Source organism: Pseudomonas sp. 2(2015), from assembly GCF_000955865.1.
Lineage (GTDB): Bacteria > Pseudomonadota > Gammaproteobacteria > Pseudomonadales > Pseudomonadaceae > Aquipseudomonas.
Window position 1 is genome coordinate 295,121 of sequence record NZ_JYOF01000015.1, and the last position, 20,807, is coordinate 315,927.

A 20,807-nucleotide genomic window follows, 5' to 3' on the forward strand; every position below is an offset into this window, starting at 1 on the left:
ATTCGTCCACCTGTGATCGTTTTTAGAGGTGCCCTTGTACCCACGCGCAATCGCCGGGTTTGCCCCAGGCGACATTCTTTTCACCGGAGAGTAACGAGGAATCCATGAAGGTTCTTGTAGCTGTCAAACGAGTGGTCGACTATAACGTCAAGGTTCGCGTCAAGGCGGACAACTCCGGCGTCGACCTTGCTAACGTCAAGATGTCCATGAACCCCTTCTGCGAAATTGCCGTAGAAGAAGCCGTGCGCCTGAAAGAGAAGGGCGTTGCGAGCGAGATCGTCGTCGTTACCGTCGGCCCGGCCACTGCCCAGGAGCAACTGCGTACTGCCCTGGCACTGGGTGCCGACCGCGCCATCCTGGTCGAATCGGCTGAAGAGCTGACTTCGCTGGCTGTGGCCAAGCTGCTCAAGGCAGTGGTCGACAAAGAACAACCGCAGCTGGTGATCCTTGGCAAGCAAGCCATCGACAGCGACAACAACCAGACCGGCCAGATGCTGGCTGCACTGAGCGGTTACGCCCAGGGCACCTTCGCCTCCAAGGTCGAGGTTGCTGGCGACAAGGTCAACGTTACCCGCGAAATCGACGGCGGCCTGCAGACCGTTGCGCTGAACCTGCCAGCCATCGTCACCACCGACCTGCGCCTGAACGAGCCGCGCTACGCGTCGCTGCCGAACATCATGAAGGCCAAGAAGAAGCCGCTGGAGACCGTTACTCCAGACGCGCTGGGCGTTTCCACCGCCTCTACCAACAAGACCCTGAAAGTCGAAGCGCCGGCTGCCCGCAGCGCCGGTATCAAGGTCAAGTCGGTTGCTGAACTGGTCGAGAAACTGAAGAACGAGGCGAAGGTAATCTAAATGACTATCCTGGTTATCGCTGAACACGAAAACGGTGCCGTTGCCCCGGCCACCCTGAACACTGTTGCTGCTGCCGCCAAGATCGGTGGCGACATCCATGTGCTGGTCGCAGGCCAGAACGTCGGTGGCGTCGCTGAAGCCGCGGCCAAGATCGCTGGCGTTGCCAAGGTCCTGGTTGCCGACAATGCCGCCTACGCTCACCAGCTGCCAGAAAACGTCGCACCGCTGGTAGCCGAGCTGGGCAAGGGCTACAGCCACGTGCTGGCTCCTGCCACCTCCAACGGCAAGAACATCCTGCCGCGCGTTGCCGCGCTGCTGGACGTCGACCAGATTTCCGAGATCATCTCGGTTGAATCGGCTGACACCTTCAAGCGTCCGATTTACGCCGGTAACGCCATTGCCACCGTGCAATCGAACGCTGCCGTCAAAGTCATCACCGTCCGTGCCACCGGCTTTGACGCCGTTGCCGCTGAAGGTGGTTCGGCTGCCGTTGAAGCTGTCGCTGCTGCCCACGACGCAGGCAAATCGGCCTTCGTTGGCGAAGAGCTGGCCAAGTCCGACCGCCCTGAGCTGACCGCTGCCAAGATTGTCGTTTCCGGCGGTCGTGGCATGCAGAACGGTGACAACTTCAAGCACCTGTACGCCCTGGCCGACAAGCTCGGCGCTGCCGTCGGTGCTTCGCGCGCTGCGGTCGATGCAGGTTTCGTACCCAACGACATGCAGGTCGGTCAGACCGGCAAGATCGTTGCACCACAGCTGTACATCGCCGTCGGTATTTCTGGCGCGATCCAGCACCTGGCCGGCATGAAAGACTCCAAAGTGATCGTTGCGATCAACAAGGACGAAGAAGCGCCGATCTTCCAGGTGGCCGACTACGGCCTGGTGGCTGACCTGTTCGAAGCCATCCCAGAGCTGGAGAAGCTGGTTTAATCCAGTCGCTTCACTTATAAAAGAGCCCGGTCCGTTCGGGCTGTGCAGGCCAGCCTTGCACAGCCCGGCGGATCGGGCTTTTTCATTCGGGCGAGAAAGTAGGGAGTGGTTGCATGGGATGGCGTGGCTGGATAAATACGGCGCTGGTGTTCGCTGCGGTGCTGATGCCGTTGCAAGCGTGGGCGGTGGGCAAGTGCGAGCGGCTGGTGGCCACCGGCAGCCCCGATGCGCCGCCGTACTCGTGGCGCGATCCGCAAGACCCCAAGCACCTGATGGGCGCCAACGTCGACCTGTTCAGGCAGGTTGCCAGCGAGCTGGGCCTGAAGGTTGAAGTCCTCGACAGCGGCAGCCGCAGCCAGGCCCTGGAAGAGGTGCGCAGCGGGCGCGTCGACTTGCTGATCGATTCACCCTTCGCGGTGGCCGAGCTGACCACCGTCGACTTCGTCCATCCTTCGCTGCTGAGCAACGAATATGTGGTGTGGACTCGCCACGATTCGCCGCTGGTCTATAACACCCTGGCCGATTTGCACGAGCATCGCGGCAGCGTCTCGGAAAAAGCGCGCATGACCCCGGAATTTACTGCCTACGCCAAGAGCCAGTTGCAGCTGGCACCTTCGCAGAATCTGACCCAGGCCTTCCAGAAGTTGCTGCTCGGTCAGGTCGACTATGTGCTGGCCGGGCGCTACGCCGGGATGGCCATGGCTCAGGCCCTGGGCATGAACAACGAGCTGATTGCCCGCGGCTTGCCTCTGGATCGCCCGGGCCTGTACCTGGCGCTGTCGCATAATTCGGCATGCAATGACGCCTGGTTGCGCGGACAACTGGCAAAAAAGCTGACAGAATTGCCGGCCTCCGGCGTGTCCCAGGCGGTGCTGCAACGTAATGTCGAACGCTGGAAAGCGCAGATGCAGGCGCCGCTGGATGCCCCTAAACAGTAGGAAGATTGCGTGAGAACTCATCCATTATTCGCCGCTCTGGCACTGCTGGCCCTGGCCGGATGTGCCAATGACCCGGCCCCGAATGAACAGTTGCGCCTGTCCGAGCAGGCGCTGGAGCAGGCCAAGGCGGTGGGTGCCACCGACGAAGTGGCAGAGCTGAAGCAGGCCGAAGAAAAACTGGCTCGGGCCCGAGTCAACATGACCAGCGAATCTTACCGTGACGCGCGCATGCGCGCCGAGCAGGCCGAGCTGGACGCGCGCCTGGCCGAGGCGCGGGTGCTGACGGTCAAGAGCAAGGAGCAGCTGGACTTGCTGCAATCGCGGGTCAATCGCCTGCGTAAACAGTTGGGGGAGCAGCGGTGAGTTCGATCAAACCATTGGCAGCACTGTTGTTGGTCGGTGTGGTCGGCCTGCAGGGCTGCGCCAGCCAGCGCAGCGAGACGGCGCTGGACGAGGCCACGGCCAAGTTCCAGACGGTCAAGGACGATTCCAACGTTTTGCGCAGCGCGCCGCGTGACGTGATTCGTGCCGGTGAATCGTTGGCCCGTGCCGAGCGCCTGTCCAGTTATCTGGGGACCGGCGCCGATGTGCGCCATTACGCCTACCTGAGCCAGCGCTACAGCGATATTGCCCGCGAGCACAGCAATCTGGTGCTCAACCAGGAACGCCTGGCCAAGCTTGAGCTTGAGCGTCAGCGCCTGCAGCTGGCGTTGCGTGAGGCCAAGCTTGCCAGCGTGCAGCAGCAGGGCAAATGGCTGGAAGCGCAGATCGTCAGCCTGGCCACCGAGCAGAGCGACCGTGGCTTGGTGATGACCCTGGGCGACGTGCTGTTCGACACCGGGCATGCGGAGCTTAAAAACTCGGCCAGCCGCACGGTGCTCAAGCTGGTGCAGTTCCTTCAGCTCAACCCCAAGCGCATTATCCGTATCGAGGGCTATACCGACAGCACTGGCGCGCCCGAGGATAACCTCAAGCTGTCCCGGGACCGGGCTCAGGCGGTAGCGGACATGCTGATCGACCTGGGTGTCGATGAAAAGCGCATCGAGGTCGAGGGCTATGGCGATCAGTATCCGGTCGAGGCCAACGCCTCGGAGCGGGGCAGGGCGCAGAACCGTCGGGTCGAGATCGTCTTTTCCGACGACAAGGGCAAGCTTGGCGCGGCGCGCTGAGTAATAGATGAAGAAACCCGGTGAGTGTTCCTCTCCGGGTTTTTTATGACTCTGCAGGGGCTTGGGTTGGGGTTTTGAAGTGCAGGCTTATCCATTCGCTGTGGTGCAGCTGCTGGCCCCTTCCGCCTTTGCGGCGGCCTGCTTTTCGCTTGGGAAGAAGTAGGCAAAACCGCTTGCTCCTGCATACGGCCCTACGCTGCGCTTCGGGTCCCCTCGCTACGGCACCTTCCGGGGCATCGCGGCCTACGACTTGCTTCGCAAGTCTACATCTCGCGTCTTCGGCTGCCGCCGAAGGTGCTGCGCACCGCCCCTACAGGCACCTACGCTCAGCCTCCTGAAGTCGCGTTTCGCGGCGCCTGGAAATGCGTGCATGAACATCAAGATCAAGATCAAGATCAAGATCAAGCAAGTTGGTACTCGTTTTGCCAGCGGGCTTGTCCCGCACATGTGTCCACCATGTGTCCGGTCTCTACACCAAGACAAAAGGGACCCGCCGTAAGGGCGGAAGGGGCCAACAGCGGCGCCACACCGAATGGATAAGCTCGCAGCCTCAACATCCCCACCCTGGTTGTGACAAATGGCGCATCCCGCCTCTGTCACACAACTGTATTGTCGACTATTCTGCAATCTGTCCCAGTACACTTCGCAACTGTTCCGGTAATCTTGGCCGAAAACAGCCGTACAAAAACAACTACATTGCCTGCGTGTCGAGAACTGATCATGACCAACCTGTTGCTCTACCAGCGCATCGCCCAGCAACTGGCCGAAGATATTCGCCGCGGTGTGTACCAGCCAGGTGAGCGGGTGCCGTCGGTGCGCAAGATGAGCTCGCAGCTCAATGTCAGCCATGCCACGGTGCTGCAGGCCTATGCCAATCTCGAAGACCAGGGCCTGATCCGCGCACGGCCGCAGTCCGGTTATTACGTGCACCAGACGCCGGCGCTGACCGCGCAAACCCCGGACATCGCCCGGGTCGAGCGCCCGGGCCTGGTTACGCGCAGCAGCATCATCCAGCAGGTATTGACCGAAGCCCGGCGCGACGGGGTGTTCCCCTTTGGCGCGGCGGTACCGCATGTCGACTATTTGCCGGTGCGGGCGCTGCACCAGCAGTTGGCCAAGGTCACCCGCTTTCATAGCCCGCGGGCGTTCAGCTATATGTTCAGCCCGGGCTTCGAGCCATTGCGCCGGCAGATCGCCATTCGCATGCGCGATGCCGGCGTGGTGGTCGACCCCAGCGAAGTGGTGGTCACCCATGGCTGCGTCGACGCCCTGCAGATGTCGCTACGGGTATTGACCCGGCCGGGCGACCTGATCGCCGCCGAATCGCCAACCTACTACGGTTTGCTGCAACTGGCCGACCTGCTCGGCCTGAAAGTCATCGAAATTCCCAGTGATCCGTCTACCGGCATCAGCCTCGAAGCGTTGCAGTTGGCGGCCAACCAGTGGTCGATCAAGGCCCTGGTGCTGACCGCGCGCCTGAGCAATCCGCTGGGCGGCACCATTCCGGAAGATCGCCAGAAGCAGCTGTTGCGCCTGGCGTCGGATTTCGACATCCAGATCATCGAAGACGATATCTATGGCGAGTTGATGTTCGAGCAGGGCAAGACCAAGGCGCTCAAGGCCTTCGACCGGCTCGGGCGGGTGATCTATTGCTCAAGCTTTTCCAAGACCTTGTCGCCCGGTGTGCGTATCGGCTGGATGGTTGCCGGCAAGTACCAGGCGGAAATCCAGCGCTTGCAGACCTTTACCACCCACTCGGCCTGCAGCGTGACGCAGATGGGGGTGGCGTCCTACCTGGAGAACGGTGGTTACGACCGGCATCTGCGTTTCATCCGCCAGGAATATCGGAAAAATCTCAGCGCCTACCAGCTGGCGGTGCAACAGCATTTCCCGGAAGGTACGCAGATGACCCGGCCCACCGGCGGTTTTATTCTCTGGGTGAGCCTGCCGGGCCGGGTCAATACCCAGGAATTGCACGTGCGTGCGCTGCAGCAGGGCATCAGTATCGCCCCAGGGTTGATCTTCAGTAACACCGAGCAATTCAACCACTGTATTCGTCTGAACTGCGGCATCCCGTGGAATCGTGAGGCGGAGCGGGCGGTGATGACCCTGGGCATGCTCGCCAGCCAGTTGTGCCAGGAATCGGCCTCGGGCGCTTTTTTCTAGACTTGCCAGTCGTGTCAGGAACGGGGAGCATAAGCATTTTTAGGGATAATCGTCGGTGCCTATGAAAGCGTTGCGTTGTATCGGGCTGTCCCTGTGTTTGCTCGGTGGCTTGGCTTGCACCTGGGCAGCAGTGGCCGAAACCGCACCGGCCGGCAAAACCTCCACTAGCAAAAGCGCCAAGCCTGCAGCCAAGCCAAAGCAGGCAAAAGCGCCGCCGGTGCGTAAAAAGGCAAGCACCAAAGCCACCCAGCGCAGCGCACGCAAAAATGCCAAGGCGGCGCCCGCGCCACTGCCCAAGACCAAGCTCGACCTGAGCCTGCCTTCGGGCATGGTCAAGGATCTCAAGCCCGATACCCAGGAGCAGGCACCTTTGCCCAAGCCATTGCTGCCCTACCTGTTTGGTGAGAAACCGCCTTCCGACAGCCCGTTTCAGCTCAATGGCCGGCTGATCAGCAACGAAATGCAGCTGCAACTGCGTAACGACAGTCGCAAGGATGTCGAAGGCGCGGCGATCGAGTTCGAGTTCAAGCAGTAGGGCGAAACTGACTGTCCAGTCACCCCTTTGGGGTTGATATTTCATCCTGCGAGCAATTTCAAACGCCTGTTTAAGCGGTTACTATCCGGGTTCATTCATCATTTGTTACTCCGAGGATTCTGTTGTCATGAATTGCCGTGAAGGTTGTGGCGCCTGCTGCATTGCGCCCTCCATCAGCTCGCCGATACCGGGGATGCCCAAGGGCAAACCTGCCGGTGAGCGCTGCCTGCACTTGTCGGTTGCCAACCTCTGCGGCTTGTTCGGCAAGCCCGAGCGCCCGCCGGTGTGTGGTGGTTTCAAGGCAGAGGCCGAGATCTGCGGCAACGACCGCGACGAGGCGATCAGGATCCTGGGGTGGCTGGAGCAAATGACGGCAGCTTGAAACGCGGATCTTCGACAATAAGGAACAAAAGCATGGGATCGTTTAAGCACATGGCACTGGTGTTGGGTCTGGGAGCGGCGCTGGTGCCCCTGGCGCATGCCGAGGACTGGAAGCAGGCCAAGAACGAAGACGGAATCAAGGTCGATCTCAGTGAGGTTGCCGGTTCCGACTACAAGGCCTATCGCGGCGTTACCTTTATCAAGGCGCCACTGGCCAAGGTCAGGGCCCTGCAGGAAGACGTTGCCGGGGCCTGCGCCTGGATTCATGAGTGCAAGACGCAAAAGCTGCTGAAAACCGAAGGTGATCAGAGCTGGACCTACACTCAGTTCAATACCCCGTGGCCGGTCACTGCGCGTGATTCGGTCATGCATGTCACTACTACCGTAGCGGCTGATGGCAGCCTGACCCGCAAGCTTCAAGGCGTGCCCACATACCTGCCGGAAGAGAAGGGCTTCGTGCGGGTGGCCAAGGTTGATGGGTTCTGGAAGCTGCAGCCAAAAGACGGCGGCACCGAAGTGACTTACCAGGTGCACACCGAGCCGGGCGGCAGCGTGCCGTCGATGGTGGCGAACAAGTTTGTGGTCGATGCGCCGTTCAATACCTTGAAGGCGTTGAAAGAGCGGGCCGAGAAGCCGTAAGTACAGTTGCATCAGTTGGCGGGCTTGAGGCAACTGTTGGGCAATCGCGGGGCAAGCCCGCTCCCACAGAACTGCAGCCCGCGATGAGAGCGCAATAAAAAAGGCTGCCCGAAGGCAGCCTTTTTTCGTGTTCGGCCCAAAGGCTTACTTGCGGTCTTCCAGTTTGACGATGTCGCGCGACTCGTAGCCGGTGTACAGCTGGCGAGGGCGGCCGATCTTGTACGGGCTGGAGAGCATTTCTTTCCAGTGCGAGATCCAGCCGACGGTCCGCGCCAGGGCGAAGATCACGGTGAACATGCTGGTTGGAATGCCGATCGCCTTGAGGATGATCCCCGAGTAGAAGTCGACGTTCGGGTACAGCGAGCGCTCGATGAAGTAAGGATCGGTGAGGGCGATCTCTTCCAGGCGCATGGCCAGTTCCAGCTGCGGGTCGTTCTTGATGCCCAGCTCGCGCAGGACTTCGTCGCAGGTCTGTTTCATCACGGTGGCGCGCGGGTCGCGGTTTTTGTAAACGCGGTGACCGAAGCCCATCAGCTTGAACGGATCGTTCTTGTCCTTGGCCTTGGCGATGAACTTGTCGATGTTCGAGACATCGCCGATTTCATCGAGCATGGTCAGTACCGCTTCGTTGGCGCCGCCGTGGGCAGGGCCCCACAGTGCAGCGATGCCGGCAGCGATACAGGCGAACGGGTTGGCACCCGAAGAGCCGGCCAGACGGACGGTGGAGGTCGATGCGTTCTGCTCGTGGTCGGCGTGGAGGATGAAGATCCGGTCCATTGCCTTGGCCAGCACCGGGCTGATCGGTTTGATCTCGCACGGGGTGTTGAACATCATGTGCAGGAAGTTTTCCGCGTACGACAGGTCATTGCGCGGATACATCATGGGCTGGCCCATGGAGTACTTGTACACCATCGCTGCCAGGGTCGGCATCTTGGCGACCAGGCGGACCGCGGAGATTTCGCGGTGCTGCGGGTTATTGATGTCCAGCGAGTCATGGTAGAACGCCGACAGGGCGCCAACCACGCCGCACATGACAGCCATCGGGTGGGCGTCGCGGCGGAAGCCGTTGAAGAAGGACTTCAACTGCTCGTGAACCATGGTGTGGTTCTTCACGGTGCTGACGAACTGAGCCTTCTGCTCGGCATTCGGCAGTTCGCCGTTGAGCAGCAGGTAGCAAGTCTCGAGGTAGTCGGATTTTTCGGCCAGCTGCTCGATCGGATAGCCGCGGTGCAGCAGGATACCCTTGTCGCCGTCGATATAAGTGATCTTCGACTCGCAGGATGCGGTCGCCATGAAACCAGGGTCGAAAGTGAAGTGACCCGTGGCCCCCAACCCTCTAACGTCGATAACATCGGGACCAACGGTGCCGGTTAAAATGGGCAGCTCGACGGGGGCTGCGCCCTCGATGACCAACTGCGCTTTTTTGTCAGCCATGTGGCCTCCTATTAATGCTTGAAATCATCAGACAGACCCCCCACGCAGGGCCCGCACCACTATAGTGAGATAAATTCGAATGTCAATTTGCCTAAAGCACGGTTGTAAAGGGCTTTGGGCGCTGTTTTTCCTCGAAATTACCGCCCGTTTACGCCTTTTGTTCGCTAAAGGCAATGCGCTATTTGGGCTAGGTGTCTGCGTTGTCATTAGTAGCCTAACTGTCTATAATCGGCCCCCGACCGCCAGGGGCTTGCAAGCCCGTGTTGCTGGGGTCGTCACTCCCTGGGTGGTGGGTACCTGACCAGTACACTTACCAACAACTTTGCCCTGCTTGCTAGGGGCTCTTCAGTGTGAAAAAAGCCGTGAAAAGCCAACGACCTGTAAACCTAGACCTAAGGACCATCAAACTCCCCATTACCGGCGTTACGTCATTTCTTCACCGTGTTTCCGGCATCATCCTCTTCCTCGGCCTTGGCTTCATGCTTTATGCATTGGGCAAATCCCTGGGTTCGGAGGAAGGTTTCGCCGAGGTGAAGGCATGCTTGACCAGTCCGCTGGCCAAGTTCGTGGCATGGGGCCTCCTGTCCGCCTTGCTGTATCACTTGGTAGCCGGTGTGCGCCACTTGATCATGGACATGGGCATCGGTGAAACGCTGGAAGGCGGCCGACTGGGCTCGAAAATTATCATCGCCGTTTCCGTGGTGGTGATTGTGCTGGCAGGAGTTTGGATATGGTAACCAACGTCACGAACCTCTCGCGTTCGGGCCTCTATGACTGGATGGCGCAGCGCGTTTCTGCGGTCGTTCTCGCGGCTTATTTCATTTTCCTGATCGGATACCTGGTCGCGCACCCGGGCATCGAGTTTGCCCAGTGGCACGCTCTGTTCTCCAACAACGCGATGCGTATTTTCAGTCTGCTGGCCCTTGTGGCCCTGGGCGCTCACGCCTGGGTCGGCATGTGGACCATTGCCACCGACTACCTGACGCCGATGGCGCTGGGCAAGTCGGCGACTGCCGTACGTTTCCTGTTCCAGGCGGTATGTGGTGTCGCGATGTTCGCGTACTTCGTCTGGGGTGTGCAGATTCTCTGGGGTATCTGATTCATGGCTAACATTCCTACGATTTCATTCGACGCCATCATCATTGGTGGCGGCGGTGCCGGCATGCGCGCAGCGCTGCAGCTGGCTCAGGGCGGTCACAAGACTGCCGTGATCACCAAGGTCTTCCCGACCCGTTCGCACACTGTATCGGCCCAGGGTGGCATCACCTGCGCCATCGCTTCGGCCGACCCGAACGATGACTGGCGCTGGCACATGTACGATACCGTCAAGGGTTCCGACTATATCGGTGACCAGGACGCTATCGAATACATGTGTCAGGAAGGTCCTGCTGCCGTGTTCGAACTGGACCACATGGGTCTGCCGTTCTCGCGTACCGAGCAAGGCCGTATCTACCAGCGCCCGTTCGGCGGTCAGTCCAAGGACTTCGGTAAAGGTGGCCAGGCCGCCCGTACCTGCGCCGCTTCCGACCGTACCGGTCACGCGCTGCTGCACACCCTGTACCAGGGCAACCTGAAAGCAGGCACCACCTTCCTCAACGAGTACTACGCCGTTGACCTGGTGAAGAACCAGGAAGGTGCGTTCGTCGGTGTGATCGCCATCTGCATCGAAACCGGCGAAACCCTGTACATCAAAGCCAAGGCCACCGTTCTGGCCACCGGCGGTGCAGGCCGTATCTACTCCTCCACCACCAACGCCCTGATCAATACCGGTGACGGTATCGGCATGGCCCTGCGTGCAGGCGTTCCGGTGCAGGACATCGAGATGTGGCAGTTCCACCCGACCGGCATCGCCGGCGCTGGTGTACTGGTCACCGAAGGTTGCCGCGGTGAAGGCGGTTACCTGATCAACAAGCATGGCGAGCGTTTCATGGAACGTTATGCGCCTAACGCCAAAGACCTCGCCGGTCGTGACGTTGTGGCCCGTTCCATGGTTAAAGAGATCATCGCCGGCAACGGCTGTGGCCCTAACGGCGACCACGTGATGCTCAAGCTTGACCACCTGGGTGAAGAAGTACTGCACAGCCGCCTGCCAGGCATCTGCGAGCTGTCCAAGACCTTCGCCCACGTTGACCCTGTGGTCGCGCCGGTTCCTGTTGTGCCAACCTGCCACTACATGATGGGCGGCGTTGCCACCAACATCCATGGCCAGGCCATGACCCAGGACGCCGATGGCGTCGACCACATCATCCCGGGCCTGTTCGCGGTCGGTGAAGTGGCGTGCGTATCGGTTCACGGTGCCAACCGCCTGGGCGGCAACTCGCTGCTCGACCTGGTGGTCTTCGGTCGCGCCGCCGGCCTGCACCTGGAAAAAGCACTGAGCGACGGTATCGAATACCTCGACGCCAGCGACACCGACATCGATGTTGCCCTGAGCCGTCTGAACAAGCTCAACGAGCGCAACACCGGCGAAGACGTGGCTACCCTGCGTCGCGAACTGCAAAGCTGCATGCAGAACTACTTCGGTGTATTCCGTACCGGCGAATACATGCAGAAGGGTATCGAGCAACTGGCTGGCCTGCGCGAGCGTATCGCCAACGTCAAGATCAACGACAAGTCCCAGGCCTTCAACACCGCGCGTATCGAAGCGCTGGAGCTGCAGAACCTGCTGGAAGTCGCTGAAGCCACTGCCATCGCTGCAGAAGTCCGTAAAGAGTCCCGCGGCGCTCACGCCCGTGAAGACTTCGAAGACCGTGACGACGAAAACTGGCTGTGCCACACCCTGTACTTCCCGGGTGAGAAGCGCGTCGCCAAGCGCGCCGTCAACTTCGCGCCGAAAACCGTTCCGGCGTTCGAGCCTAAAGTCCGGACTTACTAAGGGTGGCCACAATGTTGCAAGTCGAAGTTTATCGTTACAACCCCGATACCGACTCGGCACCCAAGATGCAGGTGTTCCAGGTCGATACCGGCGGCAAGGACCTGATGGTTCTCGATGTCTTGGCACTGATCAAGGAACAGGACGAAGGTTTCTCGTATCGTCGTTCCTGCCGTGAAGGTGTTTGCGGTTCCGATGGCATGAACATCAACGGCAAGAACGGCCTGGCCTGCATCACGCCGCTGTCGGCCGTGGTCAAGCGCAACAAGCTGATCGTTCGCCCGTTGCCTGGATTGCCGGTCATTCGTGACCTCGTCGTCGATATGAGCATCTTCTACAAACAGTACGAGAAGGTGAAGCCATTCCTGCAGAACGATACGCCGGCTCCGGCCATCGAGCGTCTGCAGTCGCCGGAAGAACGCGAAAAGCTGGACGGCCTGTACGAGTGCATCCTGTGCGCTTGCTGCTCGACTTCCTGCCCGTCGTTCTGGTGGAACCCGGACAAGTTCCTCGGTCCAGCTGCACTGCTGCAGGCCTATCGTTTCCTGGCCGACAGCCGTGACACCAAGACCCAGGAGCGTCTGGCTTCGCTGGATGACCCGTTCAGCGTGTTCCGTTGCCGCGGCATCATGAACTGCGTAAACGTTTGCCCTAAAGGTCTGAACCCGACCAAGGCCATCGGTCACGTACGTAACATGCTGCTGCAAAGCGGTACCTGATTTTAAAAGTGTTGTACCCGTAGTACGCCAAGGTGCGGGCCCTTGCCCGCACCAAGGTGAAACCCGAGCTAGGGCCCACAAAGCCCAAGCTTTTACCTATGAAGATATGAGACCAGCAGGGGCTTCCGGGCTGGTACCCGGAAAATCTGTAGGATCCTTGGTGGCTTGGTTGGGTCGCTGCATTAGGACTTTTCCAGGCGTGCTGTGGCTCTTGCCGATCCGTCCCCTAACCGAGGGTGACCAAGCATGCAAGAAAGCGTGATGCAGCGCATGTGGGATAGCGCCCACCTTTCAGGTGGTAACGCTGCATATGTGGAAGAGCTCTACGAGCTTTACCTGCACGACCCTAACGCTGTGCCAGAAGAGTGGCGCACTTACTTCCAGAAGTTGCCCGCCGAAGGCAGCACCGCTACCGATGTATCGCACTCTACAATCCGCGACCATTTCGTACTGCTGGCAAAGAACCAGCGCCGCGCCCAACCGGTTTCCGCCGGGAGCGTGAGCAGTGAACACGAGAAGAAGCAGGTTGAAGTTCTGCGACTGATCCAGGCCTACCGTATGCGCGGCCACCAAGCCGCTAAGCTCGACCCCCTGGGGTTGTGGCAGCGCCCTGCGCCAGTAGACCTGTCGATCAATCATTACGGCTTGACCAATGCCGATCTTGATACGACCTTCCGTGCCGGCGACCTGTTCATCGGCAAAGAGGAAGCGAGCCTACGCGAAATCTTCGACGCTTTGCAGCAGACATATTGCCGCACCATTGGCGCCGAATTCACCCACATCGTCGACTCCGAGCAGCGCAGCTGGTTCCAGCAGCGTCTGGAGAGCGTGCGTGGGCGTCCAGTCTTCTCCGCGGATATTCAGAGCCACCTGCTCGAGCGCGTCACCGCCGCCGAGGGTCTGGAAAAATACCTGGGTACCAAATACCCGGGCACCAAGCGTTTCGGCCTGGAAGGCGGCGAAAGCCTGATTCCGATGCTGGACGAGCTGATTCAACGCTCCGGTTCCTACGGCACCAAGGAAGTTGTCATCGGCATGGCTCACCGTGGCCGTCTGAACGTCCTGGTCAACACCTTCGGCAAGAACCCGCGCGACCTGTTCGACGAGTTCGAAGGCAAGAAGAAGGTCGAGCTGGGCTCCGGTGACGTCAAATACCACCAGGGCTTCTCGTCCAACGTGATGACCGCCGGTGGCGAAGTTCACCTGGCCATGGCGTTCAACCCTTCGCACCTGGAGATCGTCTCGCCAGTGGTTGAAGGTTCGGTACGTGCCCGTCAGGACCGTCGCAACGACACCGTTGGCGACAAGGTACTGCCGATTTCCATCCACGGTGACGCGGCATTCGCCGGTCAAGGCGTGGTCATGGAAACCTTCCAGATGTCGCAGACCCGCGGTTTCAAGACCGGCGGTACTGTGCACATCGTGATCAACAACCAGGTTGGTTTCACCATCAGCAACCCGCTGGACTCGCGTTCCACCGAGTACGCCACCGACGTCGCCAAGATGATTCAGGCGCCGATCCTGCACGTCAACGGTGATGATCCGGAAGCGGTGCTGTTCGTGACCCAGCTGGCGGTCGATTACCGCATGCAGTTCAAGCGTGACGTGGTCATCGACCTGGTCTGCTACCGTCGTCGCGGCCACAACGAGGCCGACGAGCCGAACGGCACCCAGCCGCTGATGTACCAGCAGATCGCCAAGCAGCGCACCACCCGCGAACTCTACGCCGAAGCCCTGACCCAGTCGGGCCGTCTTGACGCCGAGCGCGTCCAGGCCAAGGTTGACGAGTACCGCAACGCGCTGGATAACGGCCTGCACGTAGTAAAAAGCCTGGTCAAAGAGCCGAACAAAGAGCTGTTCGTCGACTGGCGTCCGTACCTGGGTCACACCTGGACCGCGCGTCACGACACCCGCTTCGATCTGAAGACCCTGCAGGAACTGTCGGCCAAGCTGCTGGAGCTGCCGGAAGGTTTCGTGGTTCAGCGTCAGGTTTCGAAGATCTACGAAGATCGCCAGAAGATGCAGGCCGGTGGCTTGCCGATCAACTGGGGCTACGCCGAAACCATGGCCTACGCCACCTTGCTGTTTGAAGGGCATCCGATCCGCATGACGGGTCAGGATATCGGTCGCGGCACTTTCTCGCACCGCCACGCGGTACTGCACAACCAGAAAGACGCCAGCACCTACCTGCCACTGCAGAACCTGTACGCCGGTCAGCCTAAGTTCGACCTGTACGACTCCTTCCTCTCGGAAGAAGCGGTACTGGCCTTCGAATACGGCTACTCCACCACCACGCCGAACGCGCTGGTGATCTGGGAAGCCCAGTTCGGCGACTTCGCCAACGGTGCCCAGGTGGTTGTCGACCAGTTCATCACCAGCGGCGAGCACAAGTGGGGCCGTCTGTGCGGTCTGACCATGCTGCTGCCACACGGTTATGAAGGGCAGGGGCCTGAGCACTCATCGGCACGTCTGGAGCGTTACCTGCAGCTGTGCGCCGAGCACAACGTCCAGGTTTGCGTACCGACCACGCCGGCTCAGATCTACCACCTGCTGCGTCGTCAGGTCATCCGTCCGCTGCGCAAGCCGCTGATCGTGCTGACGCCAAAGTCGCTGCTGCGCCACAAACTGGCCATCTCGACCCTGGAAGAACTGGCCGAAGGCTCGTTCCAGACCGTGATCCCGGAAATCGATACCCTCGATCCGAAGAACGTCACGCGCCTGGTTCTGTGCAGCGGCAAGGTCTACTACGATCTGCTGGAAAAACGCCGTGCCGAAGGCCGCGAAGATATCGCCATCGTGCGTATCGAGCAGCTGTATCCGTTCCCTGAAGACGACCTGGTCGAAATCCTCGCGCCGTACACCAATCTCAAAGATGTGGTGTGGTGCCAGGAAGAGCCAATGAACCAGGGCGCCTGGTACAGCAGCCAACACCACATGCGTCGCATTCTGACCCGTCACAACAAGGACCTGGTCCTCGAGTACGCCGGTCGCGATGCTTCGGCAGCACCTGCTTGTGGTTACGCTTCGATGCACGCCGAGCAGCAGGAAAAACTGCTGCAAGATGCCTTCACCGTTTAATGCCATCGCGCACCAGAAACCGAATTTAAGGAACCACTGATAATGGCTATCGAGATCAAAGCCCCTACTTTCCCGGAATCGGTTGCCGATGGCACCGTTGCCACCTGGCACAAGCAACCGGGCGAAGCGGTCAAGCGTGACGAGCTGATCGTCGACATCGAAACCGACAAGGTTGTCCTGGAAGTACTGGCTACCGCTGACGGCGTGCTGGGCGCTATCGTCAAGGGCGAGGGCGAAACCGTCCTGTCCGACGAAGTCCTGGGTTCGATCGAGGCAGGTGGTGTTGCTGCCGCGGCGCCTGCCGCTGCTGCTGCGCCTGCCGCCGCTGCTCCTGCTGCCGCTGCTGCTGGCGACGAAGACGCCATCGGCGCTCCGGCTGCCCGCAAGCTGGCCGAAGAAAACGGCATCGCCCTGAACAGCATCAAGGGCACCGGCAAAGACGGTCGCATCACCAAGGAAGACGTGGTTGCTGCCATCGAAGCGAAGAAATCCGCTCCGGCTGCCGCACCTGCCGCCAAGCCAGCCGCTGCTGCCGCTGCCCCGGTCGTCGCCACTGGCGATCGCACCGAGAAGCGTGTACCGATGACTCGCGTACGTGCCACCGTTGCCAAGCGCCTGGTCGAAGCTCAGTCGAACATGGCCATGCTGACCACCTTCAACGAAGTCGACATGACCGAAGTCATGGCCCTGCGTTCGAAGTACAAGGACCTGTTCGAGAAGACCCACAACGGCGTCCGCCTGGGCTTCATGTCGTTCTTCGTCAAGGCTGCCACCGAAGCGCTGAAACGCTTCCCGGCCGTCAACGCCTCGATCGACGGTTCCGACATCGTCTACCACGGTTATGCGGACATCGGCGTTGCCGTTTCCAGCGACCGCGGCCTGGTGGTACCGGTACTGCGTAACGCCGAGCAGATGAGCCTGGCTGAAATCGAGAACGGCATCGCCACCTTCGGCAAGAAAGCCCGTGACGGCAAACTGTCGATCGACGAAATGACCGGCGGTACCTTCACCATCACCAACGGTGGTACCTTTGGTTCGATGATGTCGACCCCGATCGTCAACCCGCCGCAGGCTGCGATCCTGGGCATGCACAACATCATCCAGCGTCCTATGGCCGTTAACGGTCAGGTCGTGATCCGCCCGATGATGTACCTGGCACTGTCCTACGACCACCGTCTGATCGACGGTAAAGAAGCCGTGACCTTCCTGGTGACCATCAAGAACCTGCTGGAAGACCCGGCTCGTCTGCTGCTGGATATCTGATTGAGCAGCTGTAAGCTGCAAGCTTCAAGCGGCAAGCCTGAACGGTTTGCGCTTGAGCGTGTGGCTTGCAGCTTATCGCTTGCAGCTTTAAAGAGGATTTTCTGAATGTCGCAAAAATTTGATGTGGTAGTGATTGGCGCAGGTCCTGGCGGCTACGTAGCTGCCATCAAGGCTGCGCAACTCGGTCTGAGCACTGCCTGTATCGAGAAGTACACTGACGGCGAAGGCAAGCTGGCCCTCGGCGGTACCTGCCTGAACGTGGGTTGCATTCCTTCCAAGGCGCTGCTGGACAGCTCCTGGAAATACAAGGAAGCCAAAGAGAGCTTCAACGTCCACGGTATCTCCACTGGCGAAGTGAAGATGGACGTCGCCGCGATGGTTGGCCGCAAGGCTGGCATCGTCAAAAACCTGACCGGCGGTGTTGCCACCCTGTTCAAGGCCAACGGCGTCACCTCGATCCAGGGCCACGGTAAACTGCTGGCTGGCAAGAAAGTCGAAGTCACCAAGGCTGACGGCACCACCGAAATCATCGAAGCCGAGAACGTCATCCTGGCTTCCGGTTCGCGTCCGATCGACATTCCACCGGCTCCGGTCGACCAGAACGTCATCGTCGATTCCACCGGCGCCCTGGAATTCCAAACCGTACCTAAGCGCCTGGGCGTGATCGGTGCTGGCGTGATCGGCCTGGAGCTGGGTTCGGTCTGGGCTCGCCTGGGCGCAGAAGTCACCGTCCTCGAAGCCCTGGACACCTTCCTGATGGCCGCTGACGCCGCTGTCTCCAAGGAAGCGCTGAAAACCCTGACCAAGCAAGGCCTGGACATCAAGCTGGGCGCTCGCGTGACCGGCTCGAAGGTCAACGGCGCTGAAGTCGAAGTGACCTACACCGACGCCAACGGCGAGCAGAAGATCACCTTCGACAAGCTGATCGTTGCGGTCGGCCGTCGTCCGGTGACCACCGATCTGCTGGCTGCCGACAGCGGCGTGACCATCGACGAGCGTGGTTTCATCTTCGTCGACGATCACTGCGCGACCAGCGTACCAGGCGTTTACGCCATCGGTGACGTGGTTCGTGGCATGATGCTGGCGCACAAGGCCTCGGAAGAGGGCATCATGGTCGTCGAGCGCATCAAGGGCCACAAAGCCCAGATGAACTACGACCTGATCCCGTCGGTTATCTACACCCACCCGGAAATCGCATGGGTCGGTAAAACCGAACAGACCTTGAAGGCCGAAGGCGTTGAGGTTAACGTGGGCACCTTCCCGTTCGCGGCCAGCGGCCGTGCGATGGCTGCCAACGACACCGGTGGTTTCGTCAAGGTCATCGCCGATGCCAAGACCGACCGCGTCCTGGGTGTACACGTGATTGGCCCATCGGCTGCCGAACTGGTGCAGCAGGGTGCAATCGCAATGGAATTCGGCACCAGCGCCGAAGACCTGGGCATGATGGTTTTCTCCCATCCGACCCTGTCCGAAGCGCTGCATGAAGCCGCGCTGGCTGTGAATGGCGGTGCCATTCACGTTGCCAACCGTAAGAAGCGTTAAACAATAAGAAACCACGGCGGGTGGCCCGTCGTGAGTCTTGCGTGCATGACTCACCGCGGAAAGTCCGCCGGACTCGAACTCCCGGAGCATACCGGGGGCAAGTGGTCACAGGTGGCGCGGCACTCCCATGGAGCGCAGCGCCGAAGCGCAGTACCTAACGAAGACGGTAAAAAGCATGAATCTTCACGAGTATCAGGGTAAGCAGCTGTTCGCTGAATACGGCCTGCCAGTTTCCAAGGGTTTCGCAGTCGACACCCCTGAAGCTGCCGCAGAAGCCTGCGACAAGATCGGTGGCACCGAGTGGGTTGTCAAAGCCCAGGTCCACGCCGGTGGTCGCGGTAAAGCGGGCGGCGTCAAGCTGGTTCGCAGCAAGGAAGACGCCAAGGCGTTCGCTGCGCAATGGTTGGGCAAGCGTCTGGTAACCTACCAGACCGACGCCAACGGTCAGCCAGTGACCAAGATCCTGGTCGAATCCTGCACTGACATCGCCAAAGAGCTGTACCTGGGCGCTGTAGTCGACCGTTCGAGCCGCCGTATCGTGTTCATGGCTTCCACCGAAGGTGGCGTGGACATCGAGAAAGTCGCTCACGAGACTCCTGAGAAGATCATCAAGGCTACTATCGATCCACTGGTTGGCGCTCAGCCATTCCAGGGTCGTGAACTGGCGTTCCAGCTGGGTCTGGAAGGCAAGCAAGTTGCTCAGTTCGCCAAGATTTTCGTAGGCCTGGCCAAGCTGTTCAAAGAACACGACCTGGCCCTGCTGGAAGTAAACCCGCTGGTCATCAAGGCCGACGGCGACCTGCACTGCCTCGATGCCAAGATCAACATCGACGCTAACGCCATGTACCGTCAGCCTAAGCTGAAAACCTTCCACGACCCGTCGCAAGACGATCCTCGTGAAGCCCACGCTGCCAGCTTCGAGCTGAACTACGTGGCCCTGGAAGGCAACATCGGCTGCATGGTCAACGGTGCCGGCCTGGCCATGGGTACCATGGACATCGTCAACCTGCACGGCGGCAAGCCAGCCAACTTCCTCGACGTAGGTGGTGGTGCTACCAAAGAGCGCGTTACCGAAGCCTTCAAGATCATTCTGTCCGACAGCAATGTCGCGGCCGTTCTGGTCAACATCTTCGGCGGCATCGTTCGTTGCGACATGATTGCCGAAGGCATCATCGGCGCTGTGAAAGAAGTCGGCGTCAAGGTACCGGTTGTTGTTCGCCTGGAAGGCAACAACGCTGAACTGGGTGCTAAAGTACTGGCAGAAAGCGGTTTGAACATCATTGCGGCAACCAGCCTGACCGACGCTGCTCAACAAGTTGTCAAAGCTGCGGAGGGCAAGTAATGAGCGTCCTGATCAATAAAGACACCAAAGTCATCTGCCAGGGCTTCACCGGCTCGCAAGGTACTTTCCACTCCGAGCAAGCCATCGCCTACGGCACCAAGATGGTCGGCGGCGTGACACCAGGCAAGGGTGGTTCCACCCACCTGGGCCTGCCAGTGTTCAACACTGTGAAAGAAGCAGTAGAAGCTACCGGCGCTGATGCGTCGGTCATCTACGTTCCAGCTCCTTTCTGCAAGGACTCGATCCTGGAAGCTGCCTTTGGCGGCATCAAGCTGATCGTCTGCATCACCGAAGGCATTCCTACCCTGGACATGCTCGATGCCAAGGTCAAGTGCGACGAGCTGGGTGTTACCCTGATCGGCCCTAACTGCCCAGGCGTCATCACTCCGGGCGAGTGCAAGATCGGCATCATGCCAGGTCATATCCACTTGCCAGGCAAGGTCGGTATCGTTTCGCGTTCCGGCACCCTGACCTACGAAGCGGTCAAGCAGACCACTGACGCCGGTTTCGGTCAGTCCACCTGCGTCGGTATCGGTGGCGACCCGATCCCGGGCTCCAACTTCATCGACATCCTGAAGCTGTTCCAGGAAGACCCGAAGACCGAAGCGATCGTCATGATCGGCGAGATCGGCGGTTCGGCTGAAGAAGAAGCAGCTGCCTACATCAAGGCCAACGTTACCAAGCCTGTGGTTTCCTACATCGCTGGTGTTACCGCTCCTGCGGGCAAGCGTATGGGCCACGCTGGCGCCATCATCTCCGGCGGCAAAGGCACTGCAGACGAGAAATTCGCTGCGCTGCAGGACGCTGGTGTGAAAACCGTGCGTTCGCTGGCAGACATCGGCAAGGCCCTGGCCGAGCTGACTGGCTGGGAAGTGAAGAAGTAATCACTGCCCGGTAAACAAGAAAGGCCACCTTCGGGTGGCCTTTTTTGTTTACCGGGCAGCA

Annotated in this window: 19 protein-coding genes; 18 read left to right on the top strand and 1 reads right to left on the bottom strand. The window is 60.0% G+C overall.

The annotated features are described in order from the left end of the window. Nucleotides 1-104: 104 nt before the first annotated feature. The 9 genes from UB48_RS20880 to UB48_RS20920 all read left to right on the top strand — a co-directional run bounded on the left by UB48_RS20880 (nt 105) and on the right by UB48_RS20920 (nt 7,612). Nucleotides 105-854 (top strand): electron transfer flavoprotein subunit beta/FixA family protein, encoded by a 750-nt coding sequence (locus UB48_RS20880; RefSeq protein ID WP_010224703.1) that lies wholly within the window; start codon nt 105-107, stop codon nt 852-854. After that, nucleotides 855-1,784: an electron transfer flavoprotein subunit alpha/FixB family protein gene (locus tag UB48_RS20885; protein WP_045200521.1), complete on the top strand. Its 930-nt coding sequence runs from the start codon at nt 855-857 to the stop codon at nt 1,782-1,784. 113 nt (nt 1,785-1,897) lie between these two features. Next, nucleotides 1,898-2,722, top strand: a complete 825-nt coding sequence (locus UB48_RS20890; protein WP_045200523.1) for an ABC transporter substrate-binding protein — start codon at nt 1,898-1,900, stop codon at nt 2,720-2,722. Nucleotides 2,723-2,731: 9 nt separating this feature from the next. Then, a complete protein-coding gene (locus UB48_RS20895; RefSeq protein ID WP_045200525.1) occupies nt 2,732-3,085 on the top strand; it encodes a DUF4398 domain-containing protein in 354 nt (117 codons plus the stop codon). Continuing rightward, nucleotides 3,082-3,891, top strand: coding sequence for an OmpA family protein (locus UB48_RS20900; RefSeq protein WP_045200527.1), 810 nt, complete (start codon nt 3,082-3,084; stop codon nt 3,889-3,891). Before UB48_RS20895 ends, UB48_RS20900 begins: the two co-directional genes overlap by 4 nt. Nucleotides 3,892-4,611: 720 nt before the next feature. After that, the gene (locus UB48_RS20905; protein WP_045200530.1) at nt 4,612-6,057 is read left to right on the top strand and encodes a PLP-dependent aminotransferase family protein; all 1,446 of its coding nucleotides are present in this window, start codon (nt 4,612-4,614) and stop codon (nt 6,055-6,057) included. 217 nt (nt 6,058-6,274) lie between these two features. Beyond that, the gene (locus tag UB48_RS20910; protein ID WP_306764854.1) at nt 6,275-6,592 is read left to right on the top strand and encodes a translation initiation factor 2; all 318 of its coding nucleotides are present in this window, start codon (nt 6,275-6,277) and stop codon (nt 6,590-6,592) included. A gap of 127 nt (nt 6,593-6,719) precedes the next feature. Continuing rightward, nucleotides 6,720-6,974, top strand: coding sequence for a YkgJ family cysteine cluster protein (locus tag UB48_RS20915; protein WP_045200534.1), 255 nt, complete (start codon nt 6,720-6,722; stop codon nt 6,972-6,974). A 32-nt stretch (nt 6,975-7,006) separates the two neighbouring features. Then, the gene (locus UB48_RS20920; RefSeq protein ID WP_045200536.1) at nt 7,007-7,612 is read left to right on the top strand and encodes an START domain-containing protein; all 606 of its coding nucleotides are present in this window, start codon (nt 7,007-7,009) and stop codon (nt 7,610-7,612) included. A gap of 144 nt (nt 7,613-7,756) precedes the next feature. Here the strand turns inward: UB48_RS20920 and gltA are convergent, their stop codons facing one another. Then, on the bottom strand, nt 7,757-9,046 hold the full coding sequence (gene gltA / locus UB48_RS20925) for a citrate synthase (RefSeq protein ID WP_010224685.1): 1,290 nt from the start codon (nt 9,044-9,046) through the stop codon (nt 7,757-7,759). A 350-nt stretch (nt 9,047-9,396) separates the two neighbouring features. Between gltA and sdhC the strand changes: the two genes are divergently transcribed. The 9 genes from sdhC (at nt 9,397) to sucD (ending at nt 20,746) form a co-directional block, all read left to right on the top strand. Further along, complete coding sequence (gene sdhC, locus UB48_RS20930) at nt 9,397-9,783, top strand: succinate dehydrogenase, cytochrome b556 subunit (RefSeq protein ID WP_174242293.1); 387 nt, start codon at nt 9,397-9,399, stop codon at nt 9,781-9,783. Further along, nucleotides 9,777-10,145, top strand: a complete 369-nt coding sequence (gene sdhD, locus UB48_RS20935; protein ID WP_028945358.1) for a succinate dehydrogenase, hydrophobic membrane anchor protein — start codon at nt 9,777-9,779, stop codon at nt 10,143-10,145. The genes sdhC and sdhD overlap by 7 nt, the downstream gene beginning before the upstream one ends. A 3-nt stretch (nt 10,146-10,148) precedes the next feature. After that, entirely contained in the window at nt 10,149-11,921 is a 1,773-nt protein-coding gene (sdhA, locus tag UB48_RS20940) for a succinate dehydrogenase flavoprotein subunit (protein WP_045200538.1), read from the top strand. A gap of 11 nt (nt 11,922-11,932) precedes the next feature. Beyond that, entirely contained in the window at nt 11,933-12,637 is a 705-nt protein-coding gene (locus UB48_RS20945; RefSeq protein WP_010224678.1) for a succinate dehydrogenase iron-sulfur subunit, read from the top strand. Nucleotides 12,638-12,883: 246 nt separating this feature from the next. Next, nucleotides 12,884-15,715 (top strand): 2-oxoglutarate dehydrogenase E1 component, encoded by a 2,832-nt coding sequence (locus UB48_RS20950; protein ID WP_045200540.1) that lies wholly within the window; start codon nt 12,884-12,886, stop codon nt 15,713-15,715. 42 nt (nt 15,716-15,757) lie between these two features. After that, the gene (gene odhB / locus UB48_RS20955; RefSeq protein ID WP_045200542.1) at nt 15,758-16,978 is read left to right on the top strand and encodes a 2-oxoglutarate dehydrogenase complex dihydrolipoyllysine-residue succinyltransferase; all 1,221 of its coding nucleotides are present in this window, start codon (nt 15,758-15,760) and stop codon (nt 16,976-16,978) included. 105 nt (nt 16,979-17,083) lie between these two features. Beyond that, a complete protein-coding gene (lpdA, locus tag UB48_RS20960; RefSeq protein ID WP_038996215.1) occupies nt 17,084-18,520 on the top strand; it encodes a dihydrolipoyl dehydrogenase in 1,437 nt (478 codons plus the stop codon). A gap of 175 nt (nt 18,521-18,695) precedes the next feature. Further along, nucleotides 18,696-19,862 carry an ADP-forming succinate--CoA ligase subunit beta gene (gene sucC, locus UB48_RS20965; RefSeq protein ID WP_010224674.1) on the top strand — a complete coding sequence of 389 codons (1,167 nt, stop codon included), beginning with the start codon at nt 18,696-18,698 and terminating at the stop codon, nt 19,860-19,862. Further along, a complete protein-coding gene (gene sucD / locus UB48_RS20970; RefSeq protein WP_045200545.1) occupies nt 19,862-20,746 on the top strand; it encodes a succinate--CoA ligase subunit alpha in 885 nt (294 codons plus the stop codon). The genes sucC and sucD overlap by 1 nt, the downstream gene beginning before the upstream one ends. Nucleotides 20,747-20,807 lie beyond the last annotated feature (61 nt).